At 63.8% G+C, this 20,224-nt stretch carries 16 protein-coding genes; 12 read left to right on the top strand and 4 right to left on the bottom strand.

Going from position 1 to position 20,224, the window contains the following annotated elements; all coding sequences use genetic code 11:
• Position 1: 1 nt before the first annotated feature.
• The 10 genes from AC07SU_RS11035 to AC07SU_RS10990 are packed head-to-tail and all read left to right on the top strand — an operon-like array spanning position 2 to position 12,488.
• A complete protein-coding gene (locus AC07SU_RS11035; protein WP_494997018.1) occupies positions 2-913 on the top strand; it encodes a glycosyltransferase family 2 protein in 912 nt (303 codons plus the stop codon).
• A gap of 29 nt (positions 914-942) precedes the next feature.
• Positions 943-1,719 (top strand): polysaccharide biosynthesis/export family protein, encoded by a 777-nt coding sequence (locus AC07SU_RS11030; RefSeq protein ID WP_494997017.1) that lies wholly within the window; start codon positions 943-945, stop codon positions 1,717-1,719.
• Between the two features lie 14 nt (positions 1,720-1,733).
• Entirely contained in the window at positions 1,734-3,725 is a 1,992-nt protein-coding gene (locus AC07SU_RS11025; RefSeq protein ID WP_494997016.1) for a GumC family protein, read from the top strand.
• A complete protein-coding gene (locus AC07SU_RS11020) occupies positions 3,725-4,915 on the top strand; it encodes a glycosyltransferase (RefSeq protein WP_494997015.1) in 1,191 nt (396 codons plus the stop codon). The genes AC07SU_RS11025 and AC07SU_RS11020 overlap by 1 nt, the downstream gene beginning before the upstream one ends.
• Entirely contained in the window at positions 4,905-6,233 is a 1,329-nt protein-coding gene (locus AC07SU_RS11015) for a GH39 family glycosyl hydrolase (RefSeq protein WP_494997014.1), read from the top strand. Before AC07SU_RS11020 ends, AC07SU_RS11015 begins: the two co-directional genes overlap by 11 nt.
• An 8-nt stretch (positions 6,234-6,241) precedes the next feature.
• Positions 6,242-7,459, top strand: a complete 1,218-nt coding sequence (locus AC07SU_RS11010; RefSeq protein ID WP_494997013.1) for a glycosyltransferase family 4 protein — start codon at positions 6,242-6,244, stop codon at positions 7,457-7,459.
• Complete coding sequence (locus AC07SU_RS11005; RefSeq protein WP_494997012.1) at positions 7,450-8,553, top strand: glycosyltransferase family 4 protein; 1,104 nt, start codon at positions 7,450-7,452, stop codon at positions 8,551-8,553. Before AC07SU_RS11010 ends, AC07SU_RS11005 begins: the two co-directional genes overlap by 10 nt.
• On the top strand, positions 8,550-9,983 hold the full coding sequence (locus AC07SU_RS11000) for an O-antigen ligase family protein (RefSeq protein ID WP_494997011.1): 1,434 nt from the start codon (positions 8,550-8,552) through the stop codon (positions 9,981-9,983). Before AC07SU_RS11005 ends, AC07SU_RS11000 begins: the two co-directional genes overlap by 4 nt.
• Positions 9,984-9,985: 2 nt before the next feature.
• Positions 9,986-11,395 carry a lipid II flippase MurJ gene (locus AC07SU_RS10995; RefSeq protein WP_494997010.1) on the top strand — a complete coding sequence of 470 codons (1,410 nt, stop codon included), beginning with the start codon at positions 9,986-9,988 and terminating at the stop codon, positions 11,393-11,395.
• 37 nt (positions 11,396-11,432) lie between these two features.
• On the top strand, positions 11,433-12,488 hold the full coding sequence (locus AC07SU_RS10990) for an acyltransferase family protein (protein WP_494997009.1): 1,056 nt from the start codon (positions 11,433-11,435) through the stop codon (positions 12,486-12,488).
• Between the two features lie 123 nt (positions 12,489-12,611).
• Here the strand turns inward: AC07SU_RS10990 and AC07SU_RS10985 are convergent, their stop codons facing one another.
• From AC07SU_RS10985 to AC07SU_RS10970, 4 genes are all read right to left on the bottom strand, one after another.
• Positions 12,612-13,205 carry a DUF4174 domain-containing protein gene (locus AC07SU_RS10985; RefSeq protein ID WP_494997008.1) on the bottom strand — a complete coding sequence of 198 codons (594 nt, stop codon included), beginning with the start codon at positions 13,203-13,205 and terminating at the stop codon, positions 12,612-12,614.
• 165 nt (positions 13,206-13,370) lie between these two features.
• Positions 13,371-14,003 carry a glutathione S-transferase N-terminal domain-containing protein gene (locus tag AC07SU_RS10980; protein ID WP_176999349.1) on the bottom strand — a complete coding sequence of 211 codons (633 nt, stop codon included), beginning with the start codon at positions 14,001-14,003 and terminating at the stop codon, positions 13,371-13,373.
• Positions 14,004-14,015: 12 nt separating this feature from the next.
• Positions 14,016-14,594 (bottom strand): GNAT family N-acetyltransferase, encoded by a 579-nt coding sequence (locus AC07SU_RS10975; RefSeq protein WP_494997007.1) that lies wholly within the window; start codon positions 14,592-14,594, stop codon positions 14,016-14,018.
• Between the two features lie 69 nt (positions 14,595-14,663).
• Positions 14,664-17,021 (bottom strand): DNA polymerase II, encoded by a 2,358-nt coding sequence (locus tag AC07SU_RS10970; protein ID WP_494997006.1) that lies wholly within the window; start codon positions 17,019-17,021, stop codon positions 14,664-14,666.
• Positions 17,022-17,238: 217 nt separating this feature from the next.
• Here AC07SU_RS10970 and AC07SU_RS10965 point away from each other — a divergent pair, with 217 nt between their 5' ends.
• Together AC07SU_RS10965 and AC07SU_RS10960 are read left to right on the top strand one after the other, a co-directional pair.
• Positions 17,239-19,470 carry a TonB-dependent receptor gene (locus AC07SU_RS10965; protein ID WP_494997005.1) on the top strand — a complete coding sequence of 744 codons (2,232 nt, stop codon included), beginning with the start codon at positions 17,239-17,241 and terminating at the stop codon, positions 19,468-19,470.
• A gap of 87 nt (positions 19,471-19,557) precedes the next feature.
• On the top strand, positions 19,558-20,142 hold the full coding sequence (locus AC07SU_RS10960) for a hypothetical protein (RefSeq protein ID WP_494997004.1): 585 nt from the start codon (positions 19,558-19,560) through the stop codon (positions 20,140-20,142).
• The last annotated feature ends 82 nt before the right edge of the window (positions 20,143-20,224 follow it).

Below are 20,224 nucleotides of genomic sequence, written 5' to 3'. Positions count from 1 at the left end.
TATGCGCACCTCGTTGATCATCCCGACCCGCAATGCGTCCAGTCACCTGGCGCGGCTGCTGCCTGCGCTGCACATGCAGCGCCTGCAACCGGACGAGATGCTGGTGGTCGACAGCGCCTCCAGCGATGACACCGTGGCGCGCTTTCGCGAATTTGGCGCGCGGGTCGAAGTGATCGATGCCCGTGACTTCAACCACGGCGGCACGCGGCGCTGGGCCAGCGAGCAGGTCGATGGCGAGGCCTTGATCGTGATGACCCAGGATGCGATCCCGGCCGACCCTGACACTTTCGCCAACCTGCTCGACGAACTGCAGCAAGATCCGCTCAACGGCGTGGCCTATGGCCGTCAGCTGCCGCACCCCGGCGCCGGGGTGCTGGGCGCGCAATCGCGGCACTTCAACTACCCGGACCAGAGCCGCAGCAAAAGCCTGGCCGACGCGCCGGAACTGGGGATCAAGACCTGCTTCAGCTCTGACTCGTTTTCGGTGTACTCGCGCAGCGCCTTGCAGTCGGTGGGTGGTTTTCCTGCCGATGTGATCGGCAGCGAAGACGCCTACGTGGCCGCACGCATGCTGCTCGAAGGCTACAAGGTGCGCTACGCCGCTTCGGCGCGGGTGTACCACTCCCACGATTACCGACTCATGGATGAGTTTCACCGCTACTTCGACATTGGCGTTTTCTACGGTCGCGAGCCATGGATCCGCCAGGCCTTTGGCGACGCGGGCGGTGAAGGTAAACGCTATGTACTGGCTGAGCTCGCGGCGTTACGCGCAGCCGGTGCATTGCACCGCGTACCCGAAGTACTGGTGCGCAGCGCGTTCAAGTTGCTCGGCTACCGGCTGGGCCACCTGGAACGCCGGCTCCCCCTCGCCCTCAAGCGGCGCATCAGCATGTTCCCCGGTTATTGGAGGTGAGCATCATGACCAACAGGAAGTCCCAATTGATGAAACGAACCCTGCTCGTCCTGGCCATGATTGCCTTGGCCGCCTGCAATACCCCTGCGCGCATCGTCCGGCCGGATGGCCAGGCCGTCGAGGACGGCAAGCGCGCCCTCGAACAGTTGGCACAACTGCCCCAGGCGGTGGAACGCATCCGCGTCGGCGACCAGTTGCGCATCGTGCGTGATGCCGGGGAAATGCCGACGCTGTCGGCGTTCAACGTCAGCACCATCTACGAGCTGACGCTGTACACGGTGCAAACCGACGGCAAGATCAACTACCCGTTCCTGGGGCCGATCCAGGTTGCCGGGCGCCAGCCTTCGGAGCTGGCGGCGGAGCTGAGCAACAAGCTCGCCCCGGTCTACCGCGAACCGCGGGTGACGGTGAACATCAACCAGGCACCGGGTAACTCGGTGATCGTCGGCGGCGCGGTGAACAACCCGACGGCGGTGCAGATCGGCACGGCCAATACCCTGGAGCAAGCCATCATTGGCGCCGGTGGGGTGAACCCTGCGGGCGATGCCAGCATGGTCGCTTTGCTGCGCGAAGATGCCCAGGGCGCCTACCACGCCTATTTCCTGGACTTCAGCCAGTACCTCAGGCCCGGCCCCAACGGGCGCAAACCGGTACGCCTGCAACGGGGCGACGTGGTGTTCGTGCCTAAATCCAACGTGGGCGAACGCATCCAGGGAGTGGATACCTACTTGAACCAACTGATCCCATTCACCAAGTCCATCGGGGTTGGCTACAACTACACCAAAACCAGCGGCGGCAATAACTAAAGGAGCGACATCCCATGATCGAGATCCGTTCTTTTCGTGATCTTCTGCGCTTGTTCTTCATCTTCCGGCACGAGTTCAAGCTGGCGGCGATTGCCGCGCTGGTGATCATCCTGCTGGGGGCGTTCCTGCTGCCGGCCAAGTACGAATCCACCGCGCGCCTGCTGGTCAAGCCAGGCCGTGACTCGACCTTGCCGATCGAGATCAGCAACCGCCAGGCGCTGGTCATGCCCAGCACCCAGCGTGACCCGATTGTCGACGAAGAGCGCCTGCTGACCGGGCGCCCGATCGTGCGCGCAGTGGCCGAGCACTACCTGGAAATCATCGAAAACGCCCCACCACCCGAGGGCTTCTGGAAGCGCACCAAGTACTACGTCAAGGCCGGTATCGGTGGCGTGTTCGATGGCTTGCGCGTGGTGCTGGAAACCGTCGGCATCGTCGAGAAGACCACGCCCGTGGAACGCTTGGCCGCCAGCCTTGAGAAGAACTTCGAGGTCAGCCACGCCGCAGGCTCCACGGTGATGGACATCAGCTTCAAGTGGGGCGACCCGGAAATCGCCCAGGCCGTGGTAAAGAACTGGGTCGAAACCTACATCGCCGAACGCACCGAGGCCTTGGGCCGCAAGAGCCTGTACGCGTTCTATGAAGGCCAGGTGAACACCAGCGCCAACGAGATCAAGAGCTACAAGCAGCAGATCCTCACGCACCTCAATGAGATCGGCGCGGCGAGCATCACCGACCGCCTGGAAGACCTGTCCGAGCGCATCAACGTGCTGCGCGGCGAAACCTTCAACACCACACGATTGATCGCCTCCTCCGACAGCGCCATCGCCAGCACCCGCGAGCAGCTCAAGGGCCAGCCCAAGGAAGTGACCACGGTTCGCCAGATCGCCCTCAACCCGCAACAGCAGGACTTGCGTCGCCTGCTCAACCAGAAGTTGCTGGAAAAGGCCGACATGATGCGCACCTACACGGACAACGCGCCGCCGGTCAAAGCCCTGGATGCGTCGATCCAGGCCATGCGGGTGCAGGTTGCCAGTGAAAGCAACACCGTGCAGAGCTCGGAAAACCGTGCGCCGAACACCCTGGAAATCCACTTGCAGCGCGTGCTGCTGGATGAAACCAGCAACAACCTGGCGCTGCGCACCCAGCTGGTTCAACAACAGAAACAACTGGTGAACCTGGAAGCGCAACGCAAGGAGGCGCTGGAGATTGAACCGGAGCTGGCCCGCCTCTCCCGCGAGCTGAACACCACCGAGCGCAACTACGCGCTGTACGTGGACAACCTGGAAAAATCGCGCATCGACCGTGAGCTGGACAACAGCCAGATCAGCAACATCGCCGTGATCGAAGAAGCCACCCTGAACCCGGGCCGTATCTTCCCGAAAACCCTGGTGATGCTGGTGCTGGCGATCCCGTTTGCCATCGTCGTCGGGCTGCTGGTGATCTACCTGTGCTACCTGCTGGACCAGCGTATTCACGACGGCGGCCTGGTGGAGCGCAAATTCGGCCTGCCGCTGTGGACCACCCTGCCGGAACTGGACACCACCACCGCGCAGAGCACCAACGCGTTCAACGCCAGCATCTATCGGCTGTACAGCCTGCTGCAGCCTGATCGCATTGCCGACCATGGCCTGACACTCGGGCTGACCTCGTCGCGCCACGGCGAAGGCGTGACCTTCGTAGTGGAGCAACTGCGCCTGTTGCTGCAAGAGAACGGCATCAATGTGCGCGTTGGCGGCTCGGCACCGGCCGAACCGGGTGAGGTGGTGCTGCTGGATGCTTCAGCGTTGCTGGACAACCGCGAAGCGTTTATCACCCTGCGCCGCGCCGACCTGATCGGCCTGGTGGTGGAAGCCCAGAAAAGCACGGTGCCGGTGGTGGAACATGCGCTGTCGATCCTCAACACCGCGTTCGGCAAGGTGGACGGCATCATCATCAACCGTCGCAAATTCGAAGTACCGGCCAAGGTACTCCGGACCATCGCCAAGTACCGGGGGGCGTTCTGATGCGCATCGCCCTGCTCGCCCCTCTGCCGCCGGAAAAAAACGGGATCGCCGATTACGCGAACCATTTCAAGGCGGCCCTGGAGCAAGTGGGCGTGACGGTGGCGACACCGTTGACGGGCGTCGAAGGCAGCACCGAGGCGATCAAGCGCGCCATCGACGGGTTCGACTGGCAGAGCGTGGACCTGGTCCACGCCGAGCTAGGCGGCGGGCGGCTCGGCGAGTTCCTGGCGCTGCGCGAGCTGCGCAAGGCCTACCCCAACCTGCCGCTGACCGCCACCGTGCATGACCCGGAGCGCATTGTGTGGCGGCGCGAACACCTGCCCTTCCCGCTGAACCTGCTGGAACGTCTGCCCAGCCCGCTGCCCCAGGCGGCGGTGGTGCTGGCCGACCCGCTGACGTTGCGCGAAGAGCGCCAGGTCGCCAAAGGCCTCACGCGGCTGATCACCCTCACTCGCCTGGGCGCCGATTGCCTGAGCGAACGCATGCAACTGCCGGCCGGCAAGGTGGCGGTGATCAACCACGCCAACCTGGCGATTCCCCCGGCACCGCTGCCCTCGCTGGACACCTTGCACCTGCTGTATTTTGGTTTTATCTACCGGGGCAAAGGCATTGAAGACCTGTTGCAGGCATTGGCGGACGTCCTCAAGAGTGCCCCCGAATTGCGTGACCGTGTGCGCCTGACCCTGGCCGGGGGCACCGCCCCTGAAATGGCGTTTGGCGCGGGCGGCAACTACCTGGAGCAGCTGAACAGCCAGATCGCCGAATTGGGCCTGACGGGTGTGATCGACTGGCGCTTGAACCTGCCCGCCGATGAAATTGCCCAGACGATCCAGGCGCACCATGTGATGGTGCTGCCGTATCGCGAATCAAAAAAACTCGGTTTGCTCGGCCGCCAGCGTGGCACCAGTGGCGCGTTGTCCTGGGCCACGGCCTGCGGGCGCGGCGCGATCACCTCCAACGCCCGCGCGTTTGCCGAAGAGGTGGCAAGCGGCAACGGTGCGATCTTCCCCGAGGGCGATGTGGCGGCATTGAGCGAGCAGTTGTTGCGCCTGGCACGCACGCCGTTGCTGGCTCGGGACTGGGCGGAACGCGCCGGAGAAATCGGCCGCGAACGCCTGTGGCCCCTGACCGCGCAAAAGTTCAAGCAGCTGTTCGAGCAAGCGATTGCGGGAGTTCCCTATGGCGCGTAAACGCACCTACCTGGCCACCCTTGCCGTCATCGCCGCCCTGGGCCTGACCGCCTTCCTGTGGGGGCGCCAGGCCGACGCTGAGAACCATGTGCTCAAAGGCAGCAAGGTGGTGGTGTGGAAAGACTTCCTGGGGGTGAACGCGCAGTTCCTGTGGTTCAGCCCCACGCTCTACCAGAAGCAGATCGACCGTCTCAAGGCGCTGGGCCTGGAGTGGGTGCGCCTGGACCTGCATTGGGATCAGCTGGAACCTGCGCAGGGCCAGTACCAGATCGCCACGCTGGACCAACTGGTGGGCAACCTGCAAACCAACCAGCTCAAGTCAGTGTTCTACCTGGTGGGCTCGGCGCCCTTCGCCACCACCGCGCCGGTGGGTGCGCCCTATCAGGACCAGTACCCGCCCAAGGACCCGAACCTGTTTGCCAACCGCATGGCGTTGCTGTCCCAGCGCTACCCCAGCGTGAATGCCTGGCAGGTGTGGAACGAGCCCAACCTGCTGGGCTTCTGGCGCCCGGTGGCCGACCCGGCCGGTTACGCCACCCTGCTCACCGCCACCGCCGCCGCATTGCGCGCCGTGGACGCGAACAAACCGGTGGTGGCGGCCGGCATGGCGTTTTTCAGCGAGATGCCCAACGGCCAGACGATGCTCAGCGCCCTCGGCGCGCTCGGTGTGGCGAGCCTGAATACCACCATCTCGTATCACCCCTACACCCAACTGCCCGAAGGTAACGACCCGTCCAACCTGGATTTCATCAGCAAGACCACCACGCTCAACCAGGCGTTGCGCAACGGCGGCGTGCAAACCCTGTGGAGCACCGAATGGGGCTGGTCGACCTACCCGGGGCCCAAGGACGCCCAGGACCTGATCACCCAGCAGGGCCAGGCCGACTACATCGTGCGGCGCGTGGCGCTGATGAGTGCGATGGATTACGACAAGATCTTCCTGTTCACCCTCAGCGACCTCGACCAGCGCGCCAGCGTGCGTGATCAGTATTACGGCTTGCTGGATATCGACGCGAACCCCAAGCCGGCCTACACCGCGCTGAAGAACTTCCTCGATGTGAGTGGCCCGCAACTCACCCCCGGCGACCCACCCACCGCCGACAGCTTGCCCGACGGCCTGTTCAGCATTGGCTGGACCCGTGCCGATGGGCACAAGCTGTGGTTCTTCTGGTCGGCCGAAGGCGGCAGCGCGCACTTGCCCAACCTGACCAGCGCCACCCTCTACGACCCGTTGCGCGGCACGCAAACCCCGGTGAGTGGCACCAACGGCCTGACTGTACCAGTCAAGTCGAACCTGCAAATTCTGTTATGGGATTGAAGCCCGTCATGCGCATTTTATGGATCCTGCCCTATTCACCCTGGCCCGCCACCAGCGGTGGCAAGACGCGCCAGTTCCACCTGCTGCGCAGCCTGGCCGCCCGTGGGCATCGGATCACCTTGCTGCTGCATGACAAACATCCGGTGTCGCTCACCGACCGCCAGGTGCTGGAAGCGTTTCTCGAACAACTGATCATCCTGCCGCGCCGCCCACTGCGCAGCTTCAAGACCCTGGTGGCCGGGTTGTTTGCGCCCTACCCGCTGCTGGCCAGCGTGAACGGTTTGTCGGGCCCCTTGCAGGACACCTTCAACCAGTTGCTCAACGAGCATTGGGACGTGGTGCAGATCGAACACAGCTACACCTTCCAGCCTTATGAAGACACGCTGCTGCGCAAATCCCAGCCATTCGTGCTGACCGAACACAACGTGGAGTCGGCCCTCGGCGCCGCCACCTATGACCGTTTGCCAGGCTGGGCGTTGCCGTTCATTCGCTACGATCAATGGCGCTATACCCGCTGGGAACGCCGGGTGATGCGTCAGGCGGCGCAGGTGGTGGCAGTGACAGACACCGACGCCCAGGTGCTGGAAAAGATCGCCGGCAAGCCGGTGCCGGTGGTGGTCAATGGCGTGGATTGCGACCACTTCGCCGCAGCCCGTCCCGACTCGTCGACGCGCCGCGTGTTGTTCCTGGGCAACTATGAATATGCGCCGAACGTGGACGCCATCGAATGGGCCCTGGACGAGATCCTGCCCAAGGTCTGGGAACGCTGCCCGGAGGCGCGCATGAGCGTGTGTGGTTTCGGCATGCCGGGCAGCTGGCGCGAACGCTGGAAAGACCCGCGCATCGAGTGGCAAGGCTTTGTGCCGAACCTGCTGAACCTGCAATCGAGCTGCTCGGTGTTCCTGGCCCCGTTGCGCCATGGCGGCGGCTCCAAATTGAAAGTGCTCGAAGCCCTGGCCGCCGGACTGCCGCTGGCGAGCACCGAGCAAGGCGTGTCGGGCCTGGACCTGGTCGAAGGCCTGGACTACCTCGGCGGCCAGAGCGCCACCAGCCTCGCGGAATCGGTGGTGCGCCTGCTGCAATTTCCCGACGCCGCCGCGCCCATGGGCGAAGCCGGGCGCGCCTATGTGCGCCGGGCCCATGACTGGAGTGTGGCGGCCAGCCAGCTGGAACAGGTGTACGCCAGCCTGTCGCCGCTCGAGCAAAAGGAGCCCGCATGCGTGTAGGTCTGGATTACCGCACCGTCGGCACGTCGCCGCAATCAGGGATCAGCCGCCAGGTGTATGCCCTGGAGGATGCCCTGCGTGCGTTGCCCGAGATCGAGCTGGCGCGGTTCACCGTGGCGCCCCTGGGCGATGAAACCCGTTTGCAGGCCCACTGCCCGGCCTGGGGCTGCGCGAAGACTGCCATGCACCAACCGCACAATCGCCTGCGTTTCGAGGCAGGCTTCCTGCCGCGTGCGTTGCGCGAGCAGCACATCGACTTGTACATCAGCACCTTCAACATGGGCCTGCCGTTGCCGCCCAAGCCCAAAGGCTTGCGCACGGTGGTGCTGTTGCATGACCTGTTCCAGATCACGTTGAACAACTACCACGCCAACCGCTTGAAGGCGTTGATCTACAAGACCAGCGATCGCCTGTCGATTGCCTACGCGGTGCACAGCGCCGACCGGGTGTGGACACCGTCGCAGTACAGCGCCGATGAAACCGCGCGGTTGTTTCCCAAGGCCGCCGGCAAGATCCGTGTGCTGCCCAATCAGGTCGATGGCTTTGTCGAATTGGCAGCCGACCTCACCGCGCGCCAACTGCCCGAACGCTATTGGTTGCTGGTGGGCACCCGTGAATTACGCAAGAACGTGCCGTTCCTGGTGGACGCCTGGCAGCAGGCGCGTCGCCAATCGCCGGCGGTACCAGAGTTGGTGCTGGTGGGCAGCCTCGACCATTTGCCCGAAGCCCAGCGCAACCTGCCGGGCATACGCGCCTTGAGCGGTGTGTCGGACGCCGAGCTGCACGCGCTCTACCGCCAGGCCTCACGCCTGTGGCAGCCCTCCTATGCCGAAGGCTTTGGCTTGCCGGTGATCGAGGCCCTCAGTGTCGGCACGCCGGTGGCGGTGGCCAGTGGCACGTCGTTGGATGAAATCACCCCACCGTCGGCGCCGCGTTTTTCGCCCACCGACGGCCCGGCCCTGGTGCAGCTGATGGTGGGTGTGTGCGAGAAGCCAGATGAACAATCGCCCGAGCAACGACGCCAATGGGCCGAGCGTTTCAACCGCCAGGCGTACCGTCGGCGCCTGGCCGAACTGATCGAGGAACTGAAGTGAGACTATCCCTGGCAAGCCTCGTCGCGATCCTGTTCGGCCTGCTGTTTGGCGCCCTCGCCTTGGCGCTGTCACCGGCCAAGGCATTCCTGGCGGTGATCGGCCTGGCGGCAGCGGTGACCATCCTGCGCTTTCCCCTGTGGGGCCTGTTGCTGTTTGCCGGGGTGGCCACGTTCATGCCGTATTCCACCGTCAACCTGGGCATTCGCAGTACGGTCAGCGAGGCGATCCTGGCGCTGACCTGGGGCGCGGTGCTGTGGCACAACTTCCTGGCGCGCCTGCCCGATACACCGAGCCTCACCCGTCGCCCCACCGACCAGATGCTGTTGTGGCTGATGCTGTTCAGTGTGTTCCCGTTTATCGTCGGCCAGGTGACCATCCACGCCGACACCAGCGGCGTGGCCAACTGGCTGCGCTGGCTGCTGAGCCTGTCGGCGGTGTTCCTCTGCGCGAAGTTGCTGACGGAGCACAAACAGCGCGAATCGCTGGTGATCGCCCTGTTGCTGGGGTCCCTGGCGATGCTGGTGCTGTCGATCGCCGTGTTCGTGCGCACGCGTTCAGGGGCGGGCATTGCGCCGATCCTGGCGGTGTTCAACTACGGCAACTTCGACATGCTCAAATTCGGCCTTGAAGCGATGTCATCGCGCATGGGCTCGCCGTGGATGCACCCGAACGCCATCGGCGGGATCATGGCGTTGCTGCTGCCGCTGGCGTTCTGCTTCGGCATGACCGAGCAGGGCTGGAAGCGCGCGCTGGGCCTGGGCGTGGCGTGCCTCGGTGCCGCCGCCTTGCTATTGGCCAGTAGTCGTGGCGCGATGGTCAGCCTGGCCTTGGTGCTGATGTGGATGGCCACGCGACGTGTGCCGTACACCGGGCGTTTGTTGATGATCGGCGCGGCGCTGACCGTGGCGCTGGTGATGGCGTATCCACCCTTGCAGGACCGGCTGGCGACGATTTTCTCCTCGAGCAACGCCAGTACCGAAGTGCGTTTTGACGAATACCGCATGTTCCCCCAAGCCATGGCGGCCTATCCGTTCGGCATTGGCTTCAAGGTCGACCCTCCGGTGCCCGGCACGCACTTTTTGGGGATCTCCAACCTCTGGCTGAACTTCATCTACAAGACCGGCATCGCCGGCATGCTGTTTTTCGTCGCGGTGACCGTGCGTTGGTGGCGTGAAGCGCGCCCGGAAAAAGGCCCGATCCGCCTGACCAAGGACAATGCGCTGTGGCTGGGCAGTACCGCAGGGATTCTGTCGGCGCTGGTCAGTGGGTTGTTCGACCACTATTTCAGTTTTGCCGTGGTGATGGTGGCGCTGTTCTGGTTGATGGTGGGCCTCAATGTGCTGGAGGCTCGCCGGTTGTTTCCGGCACGCCTGCCGCAGCTCAAGACCGTGGTGCCGGGCAAATCACTCCTTGACGGCGCGCGGCCTTAACCATGCTCGGCTCTGCCGTCTGGCTGACCCTGGCGACCCTGCTGGGCCTGTGCCTGGGGTTCGCCCGTGAATGGCTGCTGGTGGCAGCCTGGGGTGCGGGAGAGCGCAGCGATGCGTTCCTGATCGCGTTGTTCTTGCCCGAAGCGTTACGCATGTCATTGGCCGGTGGTGTGCTCAGCGCCGCCGCGTTGCCGTTGTACCTGGAACGCAAGGACGGCGAACGCCTGGATTGGCTGGCCGTGCTGTTCCCGGCGTTGATGCTGATTGCCCTGGTCACAGGCCTGCTGCTGACGGTGTTGGCGCCCTGGCTGGTGCAGTTACTCGGCCCCGGCTTGGCGGCCAGCGCCACGGCCCTGGCCAGTAGCAACCTGCAGATCGTGGCGTGGTGCGTGCCGGGGTTAATGTTGCATGCGCTGTTCAGTATTCCGTTGCAGGCCAGCGAACGCTTTGTGCTGGCGGGGTTGGGCTCGCTGCTCTTCAACCTGCCGCCGGTGACCTACCTCGCCCTGGCCGGCACCGCCACGCAACCGCACTCCCTGGCCTTGGCGTGCCTGGCCGGCAGCTTGTTGATGCCCTTGGCACTGCTGCCGTCGATCTGGCGCCAGGGCTGGCGGCCGTGGCGCTGGCAGCTGTCCTTTACACCGCTGCGGGAGTTGGGCCAACGCATCGGCCCATTACTGTTGAGCAACGGCGCCAGCCAGGGCTTGGCGTTGATCGAGCGGCTGGTGGCGTCGTTGCTCGGTGAAGGCGCGGTGACCTGGGTCAACCTGGCGCGCAAGCTGATGAACCTGCCGCTGATTGCGCTGATGAGCCTCAACCAAGTGCTGTTGGGCATGATGAGTCGACGCCAGGGCGATGAGCGCCTGGCCCTGCTCAAACGCGGCCTGGAAACCGCCAGCGTGCTGACCCTGCCGGCCGGTGTGGGCCTGGTCGCCGCAGCGCCGAGCCTGGTGGCCTTGCTGCTGCCCAAGCAATCGGCCGATTCGCCGTTGCCGTTGCTGCTGGCCTGGTTTGCCGTGCCGCTGGTGTTCGGCGCCTGGAATGCGTTGCTGGCGCGTTATGCCTATGCGGCCGGCGACACGCGCCAGCCATTGCGTTGCGAGCTGCTCGGCAGTTTGGTCAACGTGGTATTGCTGGGCGCCCTGCCTTTCGTGTTCGGCCTGGCGGGCATTCCGTTGGCGGCGCTGGCGGGGGTGATCTGCACGGCGTTGTTGCTGATGCAGCGTCAATCGCTGCTCGGCGCCCTGCCCTGGGCGCGGCAATGGGGGCTCAGTGCGCTGGCGATGGGGTTGGCGGCGCTGGCGTTGTTTCGGATTGATGGCGTGTGGCTGCAACTGGGGCTGAGCACCCTGGCGGGGGCGGTGGTGTTGCTTGGGATGGGGCTGTGGTTGAAGCCGTGGCGCAAGGCGTGAGGCGCGCTACAGGGGTTTATAGAGAGGGAGAGGTCACGTGAAGCATCGTTGGATTCAAATGGACATTGCCAAGGGCATCGGCATCTTGATGATCGTGTACGGTCACAGTTGGTTCGTGGCGAATTCGCTGGAACTGCAGTACCCGATTATTGCCTCGTTCATCTTGCCGCTGTTTTTTTTCCTGTCCGGTGTGTTCTTCAAGCCCGAGCAGCCGTTTGTGGAGATGGCGGTGCGCAAGGCCGACGGTCTGCTCAAGCCGTTTTTCTTCACCATGCTGGTGTATGTGATCGTACGCGACGTACTGCGCGGCCAACCCCTGCTGCCGGATATCGGCGGCGTTCTGTATGCCTCGGTGGACACCATTCCCTGGCAGGCACTGTGGTTTCTGCCGCACTTCTGGGTCGCGATCCTGTTCAGTTGGGTGATGCTGCGCCTGATCCAACGCCTGAAGTTGTCACTGCCGGTGAGCTGCCTGCTGATGGTGCCACAGCTGTTGATCGGCATCTGGGTACTGCCGTGGTTCTGGCAAGTACCGGTGAGCGTCGGCGGCCAGACCTGGGTGGTGCCCGGCTTGCCCTTCGGGCTTGAAATCACCCTGATCAGCAGCACCTACTTCATCTGCGGCTACCTGCTGCGCGACTGGCTGCGTCGGCACGAAGGATCGTGGCTGGGCCTGGTGATTTCGGTGGCGTTGTTTGCTGCCGTGTTCATCGGCAGCCACGCCACCATGGACCTGGCGCAGCGGCGCTATGACCACTGGCTGTGGACCAGCCTGCTAGCGGTGCTCGGCGTGTACGCGTGCTGGTCACTGGCGCGGGTGCTGATGGTGTCGACCGTCATCACACGGGCGATGACTTACATTGGCCAGAACACTTTGATCCTGCTGATCTTCCACGGTGAGATCCAGCACAAGACGGTTGACCTGCTGGAGCGGCTGGGGCTGCACGCGTTTGTCGCGGCGTGCGTGGGTTTTGTGGTGGCGGTGGTGGTGCCGTTGTTGATCGGGGAAGTGATCAAGCGGGTGGCGTTCTTGCGGTTTTTCTACTTTCCGTTTCCGGTGCGTAAACCGGCCGGGAATAAGGCGACAAGTTAAGGAACACTGGAGACCCAATGTGGGAGCCGGGCTTGCCCGCGATGGCGGTGGTTCAGCTAAGTCTTTGGTAGCTGACACGACGTCATCGCGGGCAAGCCCGGCTCCCACAGGGTGTTATGTGTTTCAGTCGTCGAGTTGTTGCGGGGCTGGTTTGCTGCCGGCTTTTTCCGGCTTGGCCGGTTTGGCAAGCTTGGCCCCTTTGGCGGGAGGCGTCGCAGCAGGCTCGGGCTCGGCCGGTGCGGCCAGGTCTTTTTCAGCCTGGGGCATCTGGTCGATGGCGCTGAAGAATTCCTTCAGGTCGAGGGTATCCGGTGGCACGGTCTTCTCGACTTTCTTCTCGCCGTCCTTGCCCACCAGAATCACCTTGGTACCACTGCCGGCACCCAGCTTGAGGGCGCGGATCAGGGCGTTGGTTTCCGGTGGCGTGAGCTTCTTGCTGTCCTTGGGGTCCTTGGCGAACTTCTCGCCTTCGGCACCGATGCTGCCGAATGACACGGTGTAGAACACCATGTTGCGCTCTTCGAAGGACTGCTTGGTGGCGGGCTCGTTCAATTGCTTCTTGAGGGTGGCCAGGGTCGGGTTGCCGGAGTCCAGCTCCACCACCACCAGCGGGCGTGATTTGCCCAAATCCTGCTTGAGCGGGTTGATATCATCAGCGGCCAACAGCGGCCCCGTAAAAGCCATCAAGGTAGCCAGGGTCAGCGACCGGATGAGCATGCGCACCTCCTTCCAATTCCATGCAGGGTTCTTGAGTTTCATGTCTGCGACAGTCAAATTCAAGGATGATTCCTACACCACTTTAAGAAAGCGTAGGTCAGGACGCCCGCTACGCAAGGGGTTGGACCGGGTCTGCGGTGATTGTTTCCACTGATTACGGAAACATCATGAGACCTTCCACTCCGGCCAATGCCGCGCAAACACGGGGGCCACGACAGGGTCGGCGTCCACCTGCGCCAGGGTTTGTGCAAAGCCCGGGGCGAGGCCGTTCAACGCCTCCCGTGATTCGTCCCAACGCGACACCGCCGCCGCCATCAGGCCCAGCGCATTCGGCTCTCCGCCTGGAGAAAACAACTGCTCGGCAAACTGGTCGGCGAACACCACCCAGGCCTGGTGCAGGTAGCGCCGGGTGCCGGTGACCAGTTGCGCCTGCACCGTTTCATTGACATTGCCCAGCCAGCGTTGCGGGTAGTCGATGATGCCGATGGCCGAGTAGCAATTGGCGGCGATGTACACCAGGCCGCGGATAACCTGGGCACGGTTGCCGCCCAGCAGGTCGGCGGCGGGAAACTCCAGGCCGAGGTGGATGAGGATCGCGGCACTTTCCGTCAGCACCTGGCCATCCGGCGTGACCAGGGTGGGCACTTGCTTGAGTGGGTTGATGCGCGCCAGTTCATCACTGCCCTCGCCCTCTGCCCACGAGGCCGCGTCGACCCGTCGCCACGGCACCGCGCAGCGCTGCAGGGCGATTTCGATCATGCAGGAGCCGGATTCGTCGATGCCATAGAGCGTGTACATGGGCCTTTCCTCCTAGCGTTGCAGTTTGGCCTGCAAACCGGCCTTCACCTGCGGCCATTCCGAGTCGATGATGCTGAAGCGCACCGAGTTGCGCTTGCGCCCGTCGGGCATGATGCGTTCGTGGCGCACGATGCCTTCCTGCACGGCGCCCAGGCGCAGGATCGCGGCGCGGGATTTTTCGTTGAGTTCATCGGTGGTGAATTGCACGCGCACGCAGTCGAGCACTTCGAAGGCGTAGGTCAGCAACAGCAGTTTGGCTTCGGTGTTGACCGCGCTTTTTTGCGTGGATTGCGCCAGCCAGGTGTGGCCGATTTCCAGCTTGCGGTTGACCCGGTCGACTTTCCAGAACCGCGTACTGCCGACCACCTGGCCGCTGTCACGGCGCACGATGGTGAACGGGATGACGGTGCCCGCGTCACGCCCAGCCAGGGCGGTGTCGATGTACTTATCAACCGTGTTCGGCCCCGGGACGTTGGTGACCTTGAGGTTCCACAGTTCGCCATCGGCGGCGGCGTCGAGCAAGGCGGCCTTGTGGTCGCGGAGCAGGGGCTGAAGTTCGACCGTGGTGCCGGTCAGGGTGATCTGGGTCATAGAGGCGCTGCCGTCTGAGGGTCGTCAGAGACAGAGAGTGCAGGCTGGCGCCCGCACGAATCAAGCGTTTTAAAACAGGCCCATCTGCCCACCCACCAAGGTGCTGAAATCGTCGTCCACGAACGGCAGGATCGCGTCGGCCACCGGTTGCAATTGCCGGGTGACGTAGTGGTCGTAGTCGATGGGCGCCTGGCGCACCTCCAGCGGTTCGGGGCCATTGACGCTGATCACGTAGCTGATCCAGCCACCGCGCTGGTACTGCCGCGGACGCCCCAGACGGTCGTTGTAGTCATCCGCCAGGCGCGCGGCACGCACATGGGGCGGCACGTTGCGCTCATAGTCGTCGAGTTTGCGGCGCAGGCGTTTGCGGTAGATCAGCAGGTCGTCCAGTTCGCCGCTCAGGGTTCGCCGCACGTAGTCGCGCACGTAGTCCTGATGGGGCTGGCGATGGAAGATGCGCTGATAAAGCTCCTGCTGGAACTGCCGCGCCAGGGGCGACCAGTCGCTGCGCACGGTTTCCAGGCCTTTGTAGACCATTTCTTCGCTGCCATCGCCACGCACCACCAGGCCGGCGTAGCGCTTTTTGCTGCCCTCCTCCGCGCCACGAATGGTCGGCATGAGGAAGCGGCTGAAATGGGTTTCGTACTGCAATTCCAAGGCGCTTTGCAGACCGAACTCACTGCGCAAGTGCTCGCGCCACCAGTCGTTGACGTGCTGCACCAACGCCTGGCCGATGCGACTGGCGTCGTCCTGGGAATGGGCACTGCCCAGCCACACAAACGTCGAGTCGGTGTCGCCGTAGATCACTTCATATCCCTGGGCTTCTACCAGCGCGCGGGTCTGGCGCATGATCTGGTGGCCGCGCATCGTGATCGAGGACGCCAGGCGTGTATCGAAGAAACGACAGCCGCTGGAACCCAGCACACCGTAGAAGGCGTTCATGATGATTTTGAGGGCCTGGGACAACGGCGCGTTGTGTTCGCGCTTGGCCACTTCGCGCCCTTCGGAAACTCGCGCAACGATGGACGGCAGGCAGTGTCGGGTGCGGGAGAAACGTGCACCGCGAAAGCCCTCTACCGACTCGCTGTCATCGGGGTGCTTGAGGCCTTCGACCAGGCCCACCGGGTCGATGAGAAAGCTGCGGATGATCGACGGGTAGAGGCTTTTGTAGTCGAGCACCAGCACCGATTCGTAGAGGCCGGGCCGCGAGTCCATGACAAAACCACCGGGGCTGGCCTGGGGCGGTTTGTCGCCCAGGTTTGGCGCGACGAAGCCCTGGCGGTGCATCAGCGGCATGTACAGGTGGGTGAACGCGGCGACGGAACCGCCGCTGCGGTCGGCCGGCAAGCCGGTGACGCTGGCCCGCTCCAGCAGGAACTTGAGCAGTTCGGTCTTCTCGAAAATCCGCGTGACCAGCTCGCAGTCCTTGAGGTTGTAGCGCGCCAGCGCGGGCTTGTCCTCGGCGAACATGCGGTTGATTTCGTCCATGCGCTGGTACGGCGTGGAGATGTCCTTGCCTTCGCCGAGCAGGGTTTGCGCGACGTTTTCCAGGCTGAAGGATTCAAAACTCCAGGTGGCCGAACGCAGGGCTTCGATGCCGTCGATGATCAGCCGCCCCGCCGCCGCCGCAAAGAAATGCGTGCGGCTGCCGTGCTCGCGCCAGGCCATGGGCTCGTCGCCCCGGCCGAGCATCAACGGCACCTTGAGGCGCTGGGCATGTTCGTGCAGCACCCGCAGGTCAAACTGTACCAGGTTCCAGCCGATGATTGCATCGGGGTCGTGCTGGGCCAGCCATTGGTTAAGGCGTTCGAGCAACTGGGCGCGGGTGTCGCAGTAATCGAGTTTGAAGTCGACCGCATCGGCCTTGTTGGGCGGGCCGAGCATGTACACCTGGCGCTCGCCGCAGCCTTCGAGGGCGATGGAATAGAGGTCGCCCTGGGCGGTGGTCTCGATGTCGAGGGACACCAGCTTGAGCGGCGGACGGTAGTCGGGGGCGGGCTTCATCTGCGCCTCGGACAGCGCACCGTTGGCGTCAGGGGTGCCGCCGAACCACACCGGGGCGGTGATGAAGCGCTCCATCATGTAGCGCTCGGGCGGGCGCACGTCGCCTTCATAGACATCGACACCGGCTGCGCGCAGGCGCTTTTCCACGTCCATGGCCTGGCGGTGCTGGCGGGTGTAGAGGCCCAACACCGGGCGATGATGAAAGTCCTGCAACTGCAGCGGGCGCAGCTCGATGTCGCGCTCGCCCTTGAGCAACCCGTCCAGCGGCTTGCGGTGGGCCTCGGGGATAAACATCACCGACGTCTGCATGGGAAGTCGGATAAACCTCGGGCCGGCGTCGGTGGCCAGCCAGAAGCTGACCTCCGTGCCCATCGGGGTATCGCGCCAATGCCGGGTCAGGACAAAACCCTGCTGTAAATCCACCGTACCGCACCTCTGGAATTGCTTTCAGGGCGTGATTCTACTCGGCATCTGTACAAACGCGGCACGTTAACGCGCACGCAGACCGCAATCCGACAAATTTGTTGCAAAACATTAATAACAATCACTATCATTTGCATCGGAGTCGTATCCGCGCAATGAGGACGCGCAACGTTGTTGCCCTATTCCTCACAGTGACGGTTCGCCGTCAGGATCGACCATGCCCACCCGTACCCGACTTTCTGTGCCGTTTCGCCCCACCCTGCTCGCCCTTTGCTGCTCCCTGAGCCTTGGCGCTCACGCTGCCGCCCCCGTCACCCCGCAGGATGCGAATAACAGTCAAGACGGCAACACCCTGGAATTGGGCGCCACCAACATCAACGCCGAAGCGCCAGCACCCGGTGCCCTGCCCCCGGTCTACGCCGGTGGCCAAGTGGCACGCGGTGGCCAGTTGGGTGTGCTGGGCAACCAGGACATCATGGACGTGCCGTTCAGCCTGTCTTCCTACACCGAAAAACTGATCCGCGACCAGCAGGCGCAAACCGTCGGCGATGTGTTGCTCAACGACTCCTCCGTGCGCCAGGCGTCGGGGTATGCCAACCAGTCCCAGGCCTTTGTGATTCGCGGCCTGCCGCTCAATGGCGACGATATCTCGTTCAACGGCCTGTACGGCATCGTGCCGCGCCAGCTCATGTCCACCGACGCGCTGGAACGGGTTGAAGTGTTCAAGGGCCCCAATGCCTTCATCAATGGCGTAACCCCAGGCGGTTCAGGCATCGGTGGCGGTGTGAACCTGCAACCCAAGCGCGCCGACGACGTGCCGCTGCGCCGCTTCAGCACCGACATCAGCAACGACGGCCGGGTGGGCGAACACCTGGACATCGGCCAGCGCTTCGGCGAAGACAACCGTTTCGGCGCGCGGGTGAACCTTTCCCAGCGCGAAGGCGATACCGGCGTGGACGACGAGAGCCAGCGTTCGAAGCTGTTCTCGGTGGGCCTGGACTACCGTGGTGATGCCCTGCGCTTGTCGGGGGACTTCGTGTACCAGAAGCAGCAGGTCAACGGCGGGCGCAACTCGGTGTTCCTCGGCAAGACACTGACCCACATTCCTGACGCGCCTTCGGCCGACACCAACTATGCGCCAAGCTGGGCGACCACCAGCCTCGAAGACACCTTCGGCATGCTGCGTGGCGAGTACGACCTCAACGACAACTGGACCGCCTACCTTGCAGCCGGCGCCAAGCACACCAACGAGATCGGGCGTTACTCCTCGACCACCGTGAACGACACGCTGGGCAACGCCACCGTGACCGGCTCGCGCATCGCCCACCAGGAAGACAACACCAGCCTGATGGCCGGCCTCAACGGCAAGTTCCAGACCGGCGCGGTCAGCCACAAGCTGAACGTCGGTTTGACCGGGATCTGGACCCAGTCTCGCAATGCCTACGACTTCGACTTCACCGAGCACGCCAGCAATATCTACAACCCGGTCGACGTGGCGCAGCCGGTCAAGGGCAGCTTCACGGGCGGCGACATGAACGACCCGGGCATCACCGCCAAGACCTTCGCCCGCAGCGCAGCGGTGTCGGACACCTTTGGTTTCCTGGATGACCGCGTGCTGTTCACCGCCGGCCTGCGCCGCCAGGAACTGGTGGTACAAGGCTATGCCTACGGCACCGGCGAACGCACGGCCAATTACAACAAGGGCATCACCACGCCGGTGTACGGCCTGGTGTTCAAGCCTTGGGACCATGTGTCGCTCTACGCCAACCACATCGAAGGCCTGGCGTCCGGGCCGACTGCACCGACGGTGTTTGGTAGCGCCAACGTGACCAATAAGAACCAGACCTTCGCACCCGCCCGCTCGAAACAGACCGAGGCCGGGGTGAAAGTGGACATGGGCAGCTATGGCGCAACGCTGGGCGTGTACCGCATCGAACAACCAACCCAGGGATACTCCGAGCTGAACGGGGATGGCAGCGCAACGTTTGTGTTCCAGGGTGAGCAGGTCAACAAGGGCGTCGAGTTGAACGTCTTCGGCGAGCCTGTTGCCGGCCTGCGCCTGCTGGGCGGCGCGACGATCATCCACACCGAAGTCAGCGGTACCGCGGGCGGCGCCAATGACGGCAACCGTGCGGTCGGCGTGCCGTCGTTCCAGCTCAACGCCGGGGTGGATTGGGATGTGCCAGGCCTGCAAGGCGTGACGGTCAACGGCCGCATGTTGCGTACCGGTGGCCAGTACGCCGACGCCGCCAACAACTTGAGCCTGCCAACGTGGAACCGCTTCGATGTGGGTGCACGCTACAGCTTCAAGGTGGAACAGCGTGACGTGACGCTGGGCGCGACCGTGGAGAACGTCGCGAACACCAAGTACTGGGAGTCGGCACTCGGGGGTTACCTGACCCAGGGCGATCCGCGCGTGGCCAAGCTGTCAGCCACGGTGGACTTCTAAACGTTTGACTGGATGGCGAGCCGGTGCAGTTGCGCATCGCTGGCTCGCCACTAGACTCAGGGCTTCACTCACAGGGAAGTCCACTCAATGAAAGCAATTCGCACGCTTCGCCAGGCCATTGCCCTGGCCACACTCCTGGCAGCTGGCAACCTTGTCTACGCCGCCGATATCCCGCTGTCCAAATCCCTTGAAGCCGATGAAGTGACCACCAAGGTGTTGTCGGTGGATGCCGCCAAGCATCAAGTGGTGCTTGCTGGCGCCCAAGGCAACCCGGTGCATGTGCAGCTCAGCGAGGATGCCAAGGACCTGGGCAATCTCAAGGTGGGGGATCAGGTAAAAGTGCTGACCACCCATTCGGTCGCCGCCGTGCTCGACACCGACGTCGACAAAAGCGCCCCGGATGCCAGCGAAAAAACCGGTGTGATCCGCGCGACCGCCGACAATCCGAACCCGGGCGGTGCGGCGTTCCGCCAGGTGCAGGTGCAGTTGAAGATCACCCATATCGATTTGAAGAAAAACCAGGTCACCCTGGAAAACCCGACGGGGGCGACCAAGGTGCTGAATGTGGAAAAACCGGAGATTCGCGCAGGGCTTAAAGACCTCAAGGTGGGGCAGAGTGTGCTGGTGACTTTCACCGATACCCTGGAAATCACCACGGCCCACGAAGGCTGACAGCTTGTAGTGGGGGGGGGGGGGGGGGGGGGGGGGGGGGGGGGGGGGGGGGGGGGGGGGGGGGGGGGGGGGGGGGGGGGGG

Source organism: Pseudomonas sp. GW821-FHT05H12 (genome assembly GCF_059419385.1).
Note: the sequence above shows the minus strand (reverse complement) of the source record. Positions and strands in the feature narration are given on the sequence as shown.

Bases quoted from the DNA above. Each gene is read 5' to 3' on its own strand.
- AC07SU_RS11025 (WP_494997016.1), top strand. From the start codon at position 1,734: ATGATCGAGATCCGTTCTTTTCGTGATCTTCTGCGCTTGTTCTTCATC.
- AC07SU_RS11015 (WP_494997014.1), top strand. From the start codon at position 4,905: ATGGCGCGTAAACGCACCTACCTGGCCACCCTTGCCGTCATCGCCGCC.
- AC07SU_RS11035 (WP_494997018.1), top strand. From the start codon at position 2: ATGCGCACCTCGTTGATCATCCCGACCCGCAATGCGTCCAGTCACCTG.
- AC07SU_RS10985 (WP_494997008.1), bottom strand. From the start codon at position 13,205: ATGCTCATCCGGTCGCTGACCCTGGCTACCTTGATGGCTTTTACGGGG.
- AC07SU_RS11010 (WP_494997013.1), top strand. From the start codon at position 6,242: ATGCGCATTTTATGGATCCTGCCCTATTCACCCTGGCCCGCCACCAGC.
- AC07SU_RS11030 (WP_494997017.1), top strand. From the start codon at position 943: ATGAAACGAACCCTGCTCGTCCTGGCCATGATTGCCTTGGCCGCCTGC.
- AC07SU_RS10960 (WP_494997004.1), top strand. From the start codon at position 19,558: ATGAAAGCAATTCGCACGCTTCGCCAGGCCATTGCCCTGGCCACACTC.
- AC07SU_RS10995 (WP_494997010.1), top strand. From the start codon at position 9,986: ATGCTCGGCTCTGCCGTCTGGCTGACCCTGGCGACCCTGCTGGGCCTG.
- AC07SU_RS11005 (WP_494997012.1), top strand. From the start codon at position 7,450: ATGCGTGTAGGTCTGGATTACCGCACCGTCGGCACGTCGCCGCAATCA.
- AC07SU_RS11020 (WP_494997015.1), top strand. From the start codon at position 3,725: ATGCGCATCGCCCTGCTCGCCCCTCTGCCGCCGGAAAAAAACGGGATC.
- AC07SU_RS10975 (WP_494997007.1), bottom strand. From the start codon at position 14,594: ATGACCCAGATCACCCTGACCGGCACCACGGTCGAACTTCAGCCCCTG.
- AC07SU_RS10965 (WP_494997005.1), top strand. From the start codon at position 17,239: ATGCCCACCCGTACCCGACTTTCTGTGCCGTTTCGCCCCACCCTGCTC.
- AC07SU_RS10980 (WP_176999349.1), bottom strand. From the start codon at position 14,003: ATGTACACGCTCTATGGCATCGACGAATCCGGCTCCTGCATGATCGAA.